This is a genomic window from Vibrio sp. (genome assembly GCF_048266485.1).
Classification (GTDB): Bacteria; Pseudomonadota; Gammaproteobacteria; order Enterobacterales; family Vibrionaceae; genus Vibrio.
Genome location: NZ_JBLWZK010000003.1, coordinates 46,819 through 60,268, shown reverse-complemented (window position 1 = coordinate 60,268; position 13,450 = coordinate 46,819). Strand labels below are relative to the sequence as shown.

13 protein-coding genes and 1 pseudogene are annotated in these 13,450 nt (G+C 39.8%); 7 read left to right on the top strand and 7 right to left on the bottom strand.

Annotated elements, in window-relative coordinates:
• Positions 1-133: 133 nt before the first annotated feature.
• The 3 genes and pseudogenes from ACN0T8_RS06165 to ACN0T8_RS06155 form a co-directional block, all read right to left on the bottom strand.
• Positions 134-700, bottom strand: a complete 567-nt coding sequence (locus tag ACN0T8_RS06165) for a fimbrial protein (protein ID WP_417879770.1) — start codon at positions 698-700, stop codon at positions 134-136.
• A 713-nt stretch (positions 701-1,413) separates the two neighbouring features.
• Positions 1,414-1,644: a winged helix-turn-helix domain-containing protein gene (locus ACN0T8_RS06160; RefSeq protein ID WP_417879769.1), complete on the bottom strand. Its 231-nt coding sequence runs from the start codon at positions 1,642-1,644 to the stop codon at positions 1,414-1,416.
• A 648-nt stretch (positions 1,645-2,292) separates the two neighbouring features.
• A pseudogene (locus tag ACN0T8_RS06155) lies at positions 2,293-2,574 on the bottom strand (SDR family NAD(P)-dependent oxidoreductase); the annotation flags it as partial.
• 110 nt (positions 2,575-2,684) lie between these two features.
• On the opposite strand from ACN0T8_RS06155, the gene ACN0T8_RS06150 reads away from it, so the two are divergent.
• Entirely contained in the window at positions 2,685-2,933 is a 249-nt protein-coding gene (locus ACN0T8_RS06150; protein WP_417879945.1) for a hypothetical protein, read from the top strand.
• Between the two features lie 58 nt (positions 2,934-2,991).
• Here ACN0T8_RS06150 and ACN0T8_RS06145 read toward each other — a convergent pair whose 3' ends face one another.
• Positions 2,992-3,900: a LysR family transcriptional regulator gene (locus tag ACN0T8_RS06145; RefSeq protein WP_417879768.1), complete on the bottom strand. Its 909-nt coding sequence runs from the start codon at positions 3,898-3,900 to the stop codon at positions 2,992-2,994.
• 170 nt (positions 3,901-4,070) lie between these two features.
• On the opposite strand from ACN0T8_RS06145, the gene ACN0T8_RS06140 reads away from it, so the two are divergent.
• Complete coding sequence (locus ACN0T8_RS06140; RefSeq protein WP_417879767.1) at positions 4,071-5,276, top strand: multidrug effflux MFS transporter; 1,206 nt, start codon at positions 4,071-4,073, stop codon at positions 5,274-5,276.
• A gap of 40 nt (positions 5,277-5,316) precedes the next feature.
• On the opposite strand, the gene ACN0T8_RS06135 is transcribed toward ACN0T8_RS06140, so the two are convergent.
• Entirely contained in the window at positions 5,317-5,757 is a 441-nt protein-coding gene (locus ACN0T8_RS06135; RefSeq protein WP_027695533.1) for an Lrp/AsnC family transcriptional regulator, read from the bottom strand.
• A 110-nt stretch (positions 5,758-5,867) separates the two neighbouring features.
• Between ACN0T8_RS06135 and ACN0T8_RS06130 the strand changes: the two genes are divergently transcribed.
• Both ACN0T8_RS06130 and ACN0T8_RS06125 read left to right on the top strand, forming a co-directional pair.
• Positions 5,868-6,455: a LysE family translocator gene (locus ACN0T8_RS06130; protein ID WP_417879766.1), complete on the top strand. Its 588-nt coding sequence runs from the start codon at positions 5,868-5,870 to the stop codon at positions 6,453-6,455.
• Between the two features lie 181 nt (positions 6,456-6,636).
• Positions 6,637-7,959 carry a polysaccharide deacetylase family protein gene (locus ACN0T8_RS06125; protein WP_417879765.1) on the top strand — a complete coding sequence of 441 codons (1,323 nt, stop codon included), beginning with the start codon at positions 6,637-6,639 and terminating at the stop codon, positions 7,957-7,959.
• 44 nt (positions 7,960-8,003) lie between these two features.
• Here the strand turns inward: ACN0T8_RS06125 and ACN0T8_RS06120 are convergent, their stop codons facing one another.
• Positions 8,004-8,159 (bottom strand): hypothetical protein, encoded by a 156-nt coding sequence (locus ACN0T8_RS06120; RefSeq protein ID WP_417879764.1) that lies wholly within the window; start codon positions 8,157-8,159, stop codon positions 8,004-8,006.
• Between the two features lie 379 nt (positions 8,160-8,538).
• Here ACN0T8_RS06120 and sstT point away from each other — a divergent pair, with 379 nt between their 5' ends.
• Positions 8,539-9,777, top strand: a complete 1,239-nt coding sequence (sstT, locus tag ACN0T8_RS06115) for a serine/threonine transporter SstT (protein WP_417879763.1) — start codon at positions 8,539-8,541, stop codon at positions 9,775-9,777.
• 107 nt (positions 9,778-9,884) lie between these two features.
• On the opposite strand, the gene ACN0T8_RS06110 is transcribed toward sstT, so the two are convergent.
• Positions 9,885-11,099 (bottom strand): 4Fe-4S binding protein, encoded by a 1,215-nt coding sequence (locus ACN0T8_RS06110; protein WP_417879762.1) that lies wholly within the window; start codon positions 11,097-11,099, stop codon positions 9,885-9,887.
• A gap of 244 nt (positions 11,100-11,343) precedes the next feature.
• Here ACN0T8_RS06110 and ACN0T8_RS06105 point away from each other — a divergent pair, with 244 nt between their 5' ends.
• Both ACN0T8_RS06105 and ACN0T8_RS06100 read left to right on the top strand, forming a co-directional pair.
• The gene (locus ACN0T8_RS06105; RefSeq protein ID WP_417879761.1) at positions 11,344-12,603 is read left to right on the top strand and encodes an MFS transporter; all 1,260 of its coding nucleotides are present in this window, start codon (positions 11,344-11,346) and stop codon (positions 12,601-12,603) included.
• 2 nt (positions 12,604-12,605) lie between these two features.
• Positions 12,606-13,280 (top strand): peptidoglycan DD-metalloendopeptidase family protein, encoded by a 675-nt coding sequence (locus tag ACN0T8_RS06100; RefSeq protein ID WP_417879760.1) that lies wholly within the window; start codon positions 12,606-12,608, stop codon positions 13,278-13,280.
• Positions 13,281-13,450 lie beyond the last annotated feature (170 nt).

The following is a 13,450-nucleotide window of genomic DNA, read 5'->3' as shown; positions in this document are numbered from 1 at the left end:
CCAAATGAAACACTAGTATATGAGCCCATAGGCCAATTTAAATAATTTATTGCGTTTAAAAATTTATCAACATTGGAAAAATAGTAATAAAAGCAGGCTAAAGAGCCTGCTTTAATCATGTTAAATAAAATTTTTATTCATAAGAAAGTTTAAAGTTAGCGACAGCAGTAAATTCACCTTCTTTTATGGTTGCACCTGTTCCCTTTTTAACCCATGTAACATATCTCAGCATATTATCACCAAGCTCTAATGCTACTTTATTACCAGTAGCAGAGTTTAATTCCAGCGGCTCACCACCAGCATCAGCAATCACAATTGCAGCGCCCGTTTCACCTACAGTACGAAGCTCTGTATTATTTGTACCATTTGTAGTGCCTGTAAAAGTTACACTTACAGATTTATACGCTGCAGTTCCTTCAGGAGAACCTTCTGGTGCACTCAGATCACAATTAACTAATCCAATATTTAGATTTCTAACTTCAGATGTACCATCTTTACTTAAAAGTGATTTTGAAATCTCACTAAAAACGATATCCTGAGCAGCCGTTTCTGCAGATATACCACATGGTGTATTTACTACTTTTCCTGAGAAATTCACCACACCGTGACCTTGAACACCATCAGATTGAGCAGCATATACACCTGGTGAAGCCATAGTTAAGATAGAAGCTATCGTTACTGCCATATATTTTACATTCATATTTTTTTCCTACTTAAGTCATAAACTAACAAATATTTTGTTTTAATTATTAGTTTCTCTGTCATTAAAAATCACATTATTTAACATCAATATTTGATAATGATATAAGTGCTGACTTTCCCTTCTATAATAAGGAATACAAACACTTTCTTTACTAAAAAGTAACAAAATCACTATCTCGCATTACTTTAAATCAAAATTTGAAACCATCAAATCAACTATTATCAGTTGTTTTTAATAAATTTAAACTCATTACAAAACAATGACTTACACTTTTATTTTTAGTTTTTTTTATAATTTTTAAGTCAACTTAAGCATTCAATATCAATAAAGTATGTTTATAAGCAATCTTATGTGCTGGCAATAGAGCAAGAATGACTCAATACTTCAAACTTAAGACTTGTCTAACTTTTAATATGAGTCTTTACAATTATGGTTTTAATGGACAAACTTTCGATAAATTTAACACTCAACATAAAAAATAGTAATCAATTAAATATGTATTAAAGCAACCACATATCTAAACAATGAACAATGAATGAAGAAAAAGACGATATTAAAATAGAAATAACATATGAAACTTAACATTAATTAAACACATATTATTACATCGTACCAGACCTCTTATAAATTATAACTTTAGAGAATTCTAGTGGGATTTTTAGTGGGAGATTTTAGATTTGATAAAAATGAAGATTTCGGATTATGAATGATTATAGAAAATCAAAATTATTAATTGAAACGTTTAATCCATATTGCTCCCACACATAATACAAAAAGTCTTCATGAGGAATAACTTGTCCTTGCCTTTCAATTAATAATTGCAAGCAACGACTAACAGGGTTATTTAAATAAATAACCTCTTCATCACCCTGCACTGATTCCAATGTTCCTAAAATAGAATCAAAAAATATCATGTTATTAATAGTATATGTATGTTGCATCTTTATCTTACTCATCTGATATCAAGTGAATCTTTGCTAATACGTCGATTACCTTTACTAAAGAAATCTATTACGTTACGTGAATATTAAAGTCTTACTTAATAGTAAAAGACATAAATTTTGACACTCTCTCTATCATAACTTTTCTTATACTAATGATAAAAGGTATACAAACTGAGCTTTAACATTTATTAATCGTTATCATAAAACTGAACATAAGTAAACATTACTAGACGATAGCCTATAGATGGGATAAATTGTAATTTTCTATGTATACTGTAAATTCTGTCCTTTTAATTTAAGTGATTAAATACATTACCTAAACAGAATATTACTAAACTCTTCTTGATCCACGAAAAAATTGAGTGTTTTCATCAGTCGCGTACATGTATATATTTGATATTATAAAAAACATTCTTTCATAATACTCCTCAATGAAAGAAATCGCAGCGGTGTCATTTATAGCGGATTTCTTTTTCTAATTTGGGCGCATACTATATAATATCAAGAAAACCAGAAAACAATTTTTTTTCACCGTCATCATAAAAACTATTTATCATAACAACAAGCTAAAATGCTCAACTTAATTCGATTTTTGATACAAAATAATTTCTATTAGATTAGGAAAAGTATGCTACTTCCTTAGAACGTTTGCGTATACAAAATACCAGCATGATTAACAAGTACTGTTGGTCGCCCTAATTCTTTATCTATGGTTGAAAATAACCGTGCAACATCTTGCGCGCTGGAAACATCGGCTTAAACGTAATACAGTGCCCACCTTCTGATAGGATTTTATCAGCCAAATATTACGCAGAAGTAGAATCAGACTTGTAATTAGTACAAACCGCATAGTCATGCTTAGCAAATAATTCAGCGGTAGATGCCTCTACCGCCACCAATGATTAATGCCACTTTATGATGACTCATTAACGACCCCTTATTGATGAGTGGTAAATGCTATTAACAAATAGGATATATTTATCGACTTGAATAGAACTGTTATCCTACACACATAACGTTTTAATAGAGTATTTATGATGATTGACGATAACCTAGTAATTGAGACCTTAGACGATCTGGAAGCGTTTCTGCGCTTAGTGGAAAACGGCGGCCTAGGGCTGAAAAAGGTCACTGGCGTGGCGCTGGCAACCAATAACAATAATGGTCGCCCGTTTGTTGCGGTTTTAGATGATAAGCACCAATTATTGCTTGGCCGCTGGGTCACTCAAGACGTGTTTGATAACGGCAAAGATCTTGTCCGTAATGGCCCAAGTAAAGCACATTAATGCTTTCTATGTGAATGAAAGGCTGACCACCAGCTCAGCCTTATTTTTTTATATCGATTTAAACCACTTTCACGTCTTTCTCTGTTTCCAATCTCTGCTTTAAATACTCCACAAACAATTGAGTACGGGTATGTTCATAATCCAACTTCGGATAATAAGCATAAACTCGCGTATGATCCGACGTAACATTCGATAGCACTCGAACCAATTCACCACGCTCTATTTCTTCTTGCAGCATCACTTGATTGGATAAAATAATCCCCATGCCGCGTTTTGCACTGTGAAATAACGCTTCTGGATTGGTTGTCGAGAAGTTACCTGTTAAGCGTACTTTTTTGCTGCGTTCACCGAGGGTCGTAAGCCGCACTTCTCGTTCGACTTTTTCACCCCAAATCAACATGTTGTGATTGCTCAAATCATCGATCGTCTGTGGCGCGCCATATTTCTTTAAGTAACTTGGCGCGGCATAAAAGCCAGATTGGTAATCCACCAAAGGAGCGGCACGAAAACTCAAAGTATCAAGGTTTTCAATTTCACGACCAATGTAAATATCAAAGCTCAGCTCCGGCAATTGACCGGGGAGTGTAGTGATCAACTGAACTTTAATTTGTGGGTATTGATGCAGAAAGTCATCAACATAACGCATAAAAAACTTAGAGCCTAATGCGAGCGTAGCACCTACTCTTAGCATTCCAGTTGGGGTTTGATTAATTGAACGTGTTTCATCCACCAGCGATTGCCATTGTTCGACCTGAGCTTTACCACGTTGATAAAACATTGCTCCAGCTTCCGTTTGGCTTAATGAGCGCGTGGTGCGTTTGAGTAGTTGCACGCCAATACGTTCTTCTAAAAAATGTATGCGTTTACTTACCGCGGAACTAGTGGTATTTAAACGACGTGCCGCTTGATTAAAGCTGCCTTCTTCAACCACTCGAATATACGTTTTTACCGATTCAATCCAATCCATCGCACGCTCCATTCCATTATATCTCAAATAGACCCAATCTCTTTCCTATAAAGTCTATTATCATTTTATATTCATCAAAGTAAACTTAGTATTCATTAAGCTTCAATCGGCTTTCTCGCCAACAATGCTTTTATCTCAAAAAAATTCAATCCAAAATCAATAGTGCCTAGATGACAAATAAAACAATAAATGTCTTTAAAAAAACACCACTCTTGCTCGCGATGATGATCATTGCAACGGGTCAAGTTGGTGTAAGCATTTATCTGCCCTCTTTGCCTTTAATCAGCCATGATTTAGCAGTTTCTCAAGCGCAAGTTCAGTCTATCGTGACCTTCTTTTTAATTAGCTTTGGCTTATCACAGTTATTTTATGGGCCATTATCCGATGCGATTGGTCGCCGCCCCGTTTTTCTGGCAGGGCAAGGCGTGTATCTATTAGGTACATTGATTTGTGTATTATGGGCGACCAGCTTTGAAGCGTTATTATTTGGCCGTTTTTTGCAAGGTCTAGGGGCTGGCAGTGCTTCGGTACTCGGCCGTAGTGTATTACGCGATAGTTATAACGGCCCGGATCTCACCAAAGCGTTATCTTATCTCTCGATAACTGCTTCTATTTTACCGATTATCTCGCCAGTATTTGGTGGTTGGGTCGCCTATCATTTCGGCTGGCAAAGTGTGTTTAGTGCGGTACTGGTGTATTTAATTGCGATTGTCACACTCGGCTGGAAAGTGCTGCCAGAAACTTTACCCTACCCTAAAAGCCGCTTTAATCCGGTCAAAGTATTAAAAGGTTATGGTGAACTGCTCACCTGTAAACAAGTGGTGTCTAGTGCCAGTTATAACTGGATCAGCTATTTAGGCGCGGTCGTCTCGCTATCTGTTTTACCTTTCTTGTTACAAAAACAATTGGGGATGACGGTATCTGACTATGGTGAAGCGATGATCATTCCATCGGCAGGATTATTAATTGGCAGCGTGACGGTTAACCGCTTACATCAGTACTTCTCGCAAGCTCGCTTGTTGTGCATCGCATTTAGCTTGATGGTGATTTCAGGTGTTTGGTTGCTGATTATGCCACTTTCCGCTTTTCACCTAATTGGCGCGTTTACCTTATTAACGGTTGCGCAAGGCATGAGTTTCCCTATTTCCATGTCCTTACTACTAGAACCTCATCCAAACCGTGTAGGCACCGTTTCAGCGTTATCCGGTTCAATTCAAATGTGTATTGCGGGTTTCTTTGGGGAATTTCTAGTGCGCAACTTCGTTGCTAGCCAAAACGATCTCGGCATTTTTTATTGCTGCACTGCGTTAGTCATGATGCTGGTATTGCTCGGCAGCCGCCGCACACAAAAAGAAACTCAGGTTCCAGTAAGCTAAAGCAAACTGGTAAATTGCACTTAACTCATGGACACACTCCTTAACGGGTATCTTTCGGGGTATCCATCACTACTAATGTCGTTATGGTATTTACCTGCGGGATCTCACCTAACACCTCAGAATGAAAGCGTTTATAGCGAGTCAAATCTTTGGTTTCCACTCGTAGTAGATACTCATTCGCACCGGTGATGTTATGGCATTCGGTGACTTCTTTTGCCAACATCACTTCTTGCTCAAATCCACGCTGTGATTTTTGACTATGATCCGATAGTCCAATCGTGACATAGGCAATAAAACCAATCCCTAATTTCTCTGAATTAAGCACCGCTCGATATCCACTGATCACTTCTTGGCGTTCCAATTCTTGTACTCGCCTTAACGTCGCAGAAGGCGATAAACCAATTCGTTCCGACAACTCAACATTGGATAATCGACCATCCGCTTGAAGCTCTTGCAATATTCTTTCGTCAAATCTATCCATAACTTAACTTTGTTGCTCACTTTATCTAAACAGCACATCAAATAGACATAAAATGTAACCATAAACCAAATAGTATACAAGGAACCGTCACATCAAATGGAAACGAAGAAATGGATATTCAACAACTGCTCGCATTATTTACTTTTGTTCTAGTCTCAACCGCCTCACCCGGCCCTAACAACATTATGTTGATGACCTCTGGCGCTAACATTGGCTTTCTGCGCACCGTTCCACACATGCTCGGCGTGGTGTTTGGTTTTAGCTTTATGGTACTTCTGGTTGGGGTTGGTTTGATGGGCTTGTTTCAGTTATATCCGGTGTTACACCAAGTGTTGAATATTGCTTGTATTGCTTATCTCTTTTATTTGGCATTAAAAATTGCTCGCGCACAGCCCGGATCTCAAAATGCCGAATATCAACCAATGAGTTTTTTTGCTGCGGTCAATTTTCAATGGATCAATCCCAAAGCTTGGACCATGGCGATCACCGCAGTCAGTGTCTATAACACCCTCAATAACTGGCAAGGTGTGTTAATTGTGTCACTGATGTTTAGCTTGGTGAATATGCCGTCCGCCACATTGTGGACTTATGCAGGGCAAAAACTGAAAATCTGGCTTAATAGCCCACTACGTGTGAAATGGTTTAACTATTCAATGGCAGGATTGTTAGTACTCTCAATTGCGCCGATGATGTTCTAAAAAGAAATAGATCTCTAAAAAATGAGGCTTTAAAAAGAACATTTCGATTCCAATAAAGCAATCTACAAATCGCTTATTTACATTGTAAATTCAATATTGATTCCATTACGAGTAGTCTTCACACAGGATATTTCTCTTCTTTCTATGATTAGTTTTAACGTTATTAGGAAAGGAGAAAATAATGATTAAACAAGGATTTACTTTAAGTTTAGGACTGGCCGCTGTGTCATTTTATAGCCATGCTGCTCACCAAGCCCCTTCACAACTTCCACCAGCTGGCATTGCCGTTGGAAATGCGCCCCAATTTGTCGCCATTGCGTTTGATGACAACACGTTAGTCGATGGGCAAAACTGGGTACTTGATCAGTGGGGTAAGCGCCAAAACCCCACTGGACACGGCAATGCTGCAACCTTTGATGGTTCGGCTATTCACACCACTTTTTTTAATACCTGTGAGGCGATAGTCGTGGCAATTGAACAAGGCATCAATGCAGGTCATGTTAAAGAAACTTGGTATCAAGCCAACCTACTCGGGCATGAAATGGCCAATCACACTCTCAATCATTTACATGGTTTAGAATTTACTTCCGTAGAATGGCAACAACAAATCAATGATTGCCAGAACGCCATGAGTAAGCCATTTACCCAAATCGATCCTGAATTTCCATCCGATGCTCAAGGAATCGATGCCAAAGCGGTGGGCTTTCGTTCACCTTATTTAGAATACAACGATGCACTCTTTGCTTACTTAAAACAGAACGGATTTAAATACGATGCTAGTATTGTAGAAGGCTATGAGCCGGATCATCATGCAGGAAATCAGTATTGGCCTTACACCTTAGATAACGGCAGCCCGGGTGCTGATATGGCCGCAAGTTGGGGCATAAAACCACCTATCACTCAACATGTTGGACTATGGGAAGTGCCCGTGTATGCCTTAACCGTGCCAGATGATGAAATAGCTAAACAATACGGCTTTGATTATTCATTGCGCGACAAAATACAACAAAAGATGAGCTGGTTTGATGTTCAGTCTGGCAAAATTGAAGCTGGTGACTACAACTTATTTTATATGGCGCAACTTAGCGGCCCAGAAGTATTGGCGATTTTGAAATACAACCTCGATCTGCGTCTGGCAGGCAACAAAGCGCCAATGACATTTCTTGGTCACTCAACTCAATATGATGACCAAATCGATCAATGGACACCCACCGCATCTACCGCCGAAGAACGTCGACAAGCAATCGAAGACTTCTTAGATTACGCGCTTTCAAAACGGGATGTGCGGATTGTTAGTTACTTAGAATTGGTCAATTGGATGGAAAATCCTCAAGCATTGCCCGCTCGATGTGAATCTGCTGAATGGATGAAAGGTACTTCTTATAGTAAGGCTCAAAACGTCAACTATGCAGGGTTTGAATGGCAGGCGAAATGGTGGTCTTACAATGAAAGACCACAAGATAAAAGCTGGTCTGCATGGCAGAAAGTGAGGGCTTGTCGTTAAAGGAGATCAATTTTCTCGGCTAATTACACTTTAACTTCAACCAACTACTCTTTCTTCTCAAGCGACTGTTCTTTATTTAATTGATTCACGAACGCCTGCATGGCCATGCAGGCTTTACCATTGATGACAACATTAATGTGCGACAATAAATCTCCAGTAGCAATTGGGCTGCCTTTCACTACCGGGAAGACATTCGCCATACTCTCACTATTGACCTGATGACACACTGCACAACATCAAGTACCTACCCCCACCATGAGTGAATCACATCATCAGAAGTCATAGATAGTTAGAATTTTTAATTTGTTCTAGAAGCAAACAATATCAATATTCAAACTGTGAACACAAAACCAACAAAAAAGTTTTTCTCACGCTTATTTAATATGCTATAAACCTGCGCAACATTTATTTAACAATATATATGCACACCCAAATGCATCAATTGTTAATTCTTGTACTGATATTATTGCTTTCTAGTAGACAGATTCACTACAGAAGCTATGATGGTTCAGCCTAGAAGCTACTAGGCCGGTCAAACAGGATTTTTGACTGACAATAAAACATAAAACAGGCTTAAATATGCAAAACAATAACTCTTTGATTTATCGATTGGCCAACGGCAATTTAGTACTGCAAATTTTGGTGGGTATTATTGCAGGTGCTGCACTTGCTATGATCTCTCCTTCATCAGCAACTAGTATGTCTATTTTTGGTAGCCTATTCGTAGGCGCACTAAAAGCCGTCGCACCTATCCTAGTTTTCGTTTTGGTTGCAGCATCTATTGCTAGCCAGAAAAAAAACTCTAGCAGTAACATGCGCCCAGTTATTACTCTTTACCTTATCGGTACATTTTTAGCAGCGCTAACAGCAGTACTAATGAGCTTTGCGTTCCCAACATCGCTTACTTTAGTGAATGCAGCAACTGGCACTACCCCTCCAGAAGGCATTGGCGAAGTATTAAATACACTACTTTTTAAGATCGTTGATAACCCAGTAAATGCATTAATTAACGCGAACTACATTGGTATTCTTGCTTGGTCTGTTGGTTTAGGTTTAGCGCTTCGTCATGCGAATACCGCAACTAAAGATATGTTTAGTGATATCAGCCACGGTGTTTCTGCCGTTGTTCGCTTTATCATTCGTCTTGCGCCAATTGGTATCTTTGGCCTTGTTGCAACAACATTTGCTACTACTGGCTTTGAGGCAATTGCTGGTTACGCTCAACTACTCGCAGTTTTGCTTGGTTCAATGGCAATTATTGCTTTAGTGGTGAATCCATTACTTGTTTTCCTAAAAACTAAACAAAACCCATACCCGTTGGTATTCCAATGCTTACGTGAAAGTGGTGTAACGGCATTCTTCACGCGCTCAAGTGCTGCGAACATTCCAGTTAACATGGCGTTATGTGAAAAACTAAAGCTAAATGAAGATACTTACTCGGTATCTATCCCACTAGGTGCAACCATTAACATGGGCGGCGCAGCGATTACGATCACCGTATTAACGCTTGCTGCAGTAAACACACTTGGTATTCAAGTTGACCTACCAACAGCGGTTCTACTAAGCCTAGTCGCAGCAGTTTCTGCTTGTGGCGCATCTGGTGTTGCCGGTGGTTCTCTACTACTTATCCCACTAGCATGTAGCTTGTTCGGTATTTCAAACGACATCGCAATGCAAGTTGTAGGTGTAGGCTTTATCATTGGTGTTATCCAAGATTCAGCAGAAACGGGCCTAAACAGCTCTACAGACGTAGTATTCACTGCAGCAGTATGTCGCGCAGATGAAGCTCAAGCAGCAGCACAATCTAGCCAAGCTTAAGTTTCTTTAAATAAACTAGAAATGCAAATGGCCAACTGAATGATCAGTTGGCCATTTTTTGTTTCCTATCCAATCTAAAAATACATCTAACTCGAAAACGACAGAATTTAATAACTAATGTAATCCATAATTTGGATCAATTGCATACGCACTTCATTTGACGTTTGACTGTGCCAAAAACCAGCCAAGAATGCGAATAATGGAATGCCAAACATAATAGCTAACACAAGCCCAAGCACCTGCTTACTCGATAATTGCCACCCATTACGCGTACCAAACCCCAATGCCTCTTTTTTAGGACAAGCACTCACACAACGCATACAAGCTTGGCATTCATCCGTACGAATTGTGTTCACGGTATGAATAATAATATTCGAAGGACAAGCACGTGTGCACTTATCACAGTTGAGATCACCGCGTTCATTTAAACAATGCGTTGTATTACGACGGATCTTAAATGGACTAATAACACTAACAATTCCGAGCAATGCGCCATAAGGACACAAGTAACGACAAAATGCACGCTGACGCCACGCCGCAAGCAATAGCATAATGGTTAAGACACTTAGGGTAATCACACCTGGATTGACAAATAACCAAGCCGTTTTGATATCAGCAATCTTATGGTAGTTGCCGTTGAGGTAATAAGGAATATTGGCAGGGTGCATACCTAGAGAAATAAAAGCAAAAAAGGCCAGCAATAGATATTTGATCATCCTCAACGGCCAATCTAGCCACTTGGGAACAGGATAAGGTTTTGTAATCCACTTCACACGCCACTGATATAAGTATTCTCCGGCCAACCCGAGTGGGCAGATCCATCCACAAAATGCACGTTTGCAGACTATCCCCGTGATGAGAACCGTAAATAACATCACTGCTCCAGCAGGGTGAGTTTGATCCCAAAGTCCAAGACTGACAATCGCTTTTAATTCAATGGCAGCAGCAATCGGTAAGAAGGCATCCACAACATCAGGACGCAAGAATTTCGGAGATATTTGTGCGGTTAATAGTGCAGTGTGGAGCGTGTATTGTATCGCGACGAAAAAAAATGATAACGCCATCGCGTGCTGGCAAAAATAACGTAATGTGTTTGGGCGATAATTGGCTTGTAGAACTTCCGGTTGATACCGATGCACAACCACCATCACAATGACCGCCAAGCTAAGTGATAACATCAATGGCCAATAGAGTGAAGCTACACTCGCTAACATCAATATGCCAAAGGTGAGACTAGCGCCTAGCTTTTTCCCACTAGAATACAAAAGGCTAATGCTATACACCAGGGCAAACATTAAGGTCAGAGATTCTATAATTGTCACAACCGCACCATTTACGCTATTTATTATATCTCTATAGTAAAACCTCCCTTTATTGTTTCTTTGATGCGCATTAAGATTGGTGCGAGTTTAACTACTACTTAAGAGTAGTTCTGATATTCATAACTTGGGTGGCGGGGTGCCAAAAGTTTTACATGCATATCAATGGAAATAACTAGATTCTCCTGGTCCTATTCCCATCCTCCATATACCCGAGTAAAATACTCAGACAATTTTGGAGATAGTCATGACGTCCACAACCAGCAGCGCTTTACCTCAACTGCCTAAAGGCACTCTTTTCGCTTTATATTTCATTATCTTTCTAGGTTCGGCGGGGTTCTTTATTACCATTCCGGCTTATGTGAACTTGTTTTTAACTGATCATTCTCTGGAGATAGCTCAAGCCATGCCATTGGAAGATAGACGCACTTTATTTGGTACGGTCATGTCTGCTGCGCCTTTTATCTCGATGTTTTTTACACCGTTTATCGCTCGTTTTGCGGATCGTTATAGTCGTAAAATGGTCATGGCATTATGTTTGGTGGTAGCGGCAATTGGTTTTGTGATGCCGGCGTATGCGATTATTGCAGGTTCGGTGGCCTTGTTGTTTGCAGGCAATATGATCAACAGCTTGGGCTCGGCTAGCCAGCCTATTGCTCAAGCGATTTTGGCCGATAATAGCCAAGGAAAAACCAAAACAACTTTAATGAGTTTTGTGGCAGTTGTGATGACGGCAGCAATGTCTTTTGGCCCGGCACTGGGCAGTAAACTTACTGCGCTCTATGGCCCTCAAGCCCCTTTCTATGCTTGTTTATTGATTGCTGTGGTGTGTTTTATTTTGCTGCACATCATCCAACTACCAAAACAAGCTATTTTAAAGCAAACTTCTCTAAAACAGGAAAGTCCATTCTCGTTAGCGGCGCCATTATCACGTAGTCAAAAAGGTTTATTGCCTTGTTTAGCCATTGTCTTTATTTGCCAGTTCAGTTGGAGTTTATATTTCCAGAATATCTCTTTTATTTTGCCGCAAAAATGGCAACTGGCAGTAGAAAGTGAATTTTACCAATACTTCATGTTGGCAATTGGCATCGTGATGATTGTTTCTTTGTTGTTTGTTCCTCGCCTACTACTTACTTGGGTGCCACTCACGCATGCTCTAAAATCTGTGTTAATCGGTGCGGGCATAGGCATGATTTTACTGGCGATCACACCGACGCCAACCACTCACGTTCTCGCCATGATATGGACATCAATTATGGTGGCCTCTTCGTTCCCTTTATACATTACAGCATTATCAGATCGTGCCAGTGATGGTGACCAAGGTTGGGCGATGGCGTTATCAAGTGCCATGGTCGGTTTAGCGTGGACATTAACAGGTTATCTCACCGCTATTTTCGTTAATATTGATTTAATGCTGCCAACCTTTATTGCCGCGGCGGGTTATGCGGTGGCTATGATGCTAGTGCCTCGTCAATCATCAGCAGAATTTCAAGAGGCGAAAGCGTAATCATGACTTTTGAATCTGTTCTTAAAAATCATCAATTTCATCCTGTTCTGGATAGTAAGTATCAGTTTGGTAAAGGGCTGATTGTCGACCTTTCACCAAGTAGTGATATCTGGGACAGGGTGAATAAACAGCATGATTTTTCAGCAGAAATAAAAAGACAGGTGGCTGAAATCGGTGCGGTAGTCGAGATTGGTCGTTATGCGGAACAACGCATGATTTATCAAGATACCGATAATTTTTCGGGTAGTGAATCTCGCACGCTACATATTGGCATTGATCTTGGTATCCCGGCTGGGAAATGTGTTTTCGCACCATTAGAAGGTGAAGTGTTTGGGTTTGCTAACCACCAGCAACAAGGCGATTACGGCCCAACCATCATTTTGCGTCATGAGCTAGAAGGTTATGTATTTCACACGCTTTATGGCCATTTAGCTGCATCATCATTAAATAACCTCCAACGTGGGCAAATCATTAAAGCTGGTGAAGCGTTCGCAACCATTGGTAATTCGCATGAAAATGGCGGTTGGGCATCGCACCTACACTTTCAAATCATCCGTGATATGGCAGAGTATCAAAATGATTACCCCGGCGTAGTCGATCCCATTCACGCAAGTTTTTACCTCAAGAATTGCCCAAACCCTAATTTGATGCTTAAGCGTGAAGATTTAGCTATATAAAAACTCTCTTTTTAATAACTAAGAGATCTGAACAAAATCACGGAAAAAGTCTGTCTATCCTTTTAATCTAAATAAACGGCCTAATATCTAATATATCCTTCATACTTGAAGCTGCAGCTTTGTTGACGGCGTTCATTCGCCCCAATCACATAGACGAGCTATGCTCATGG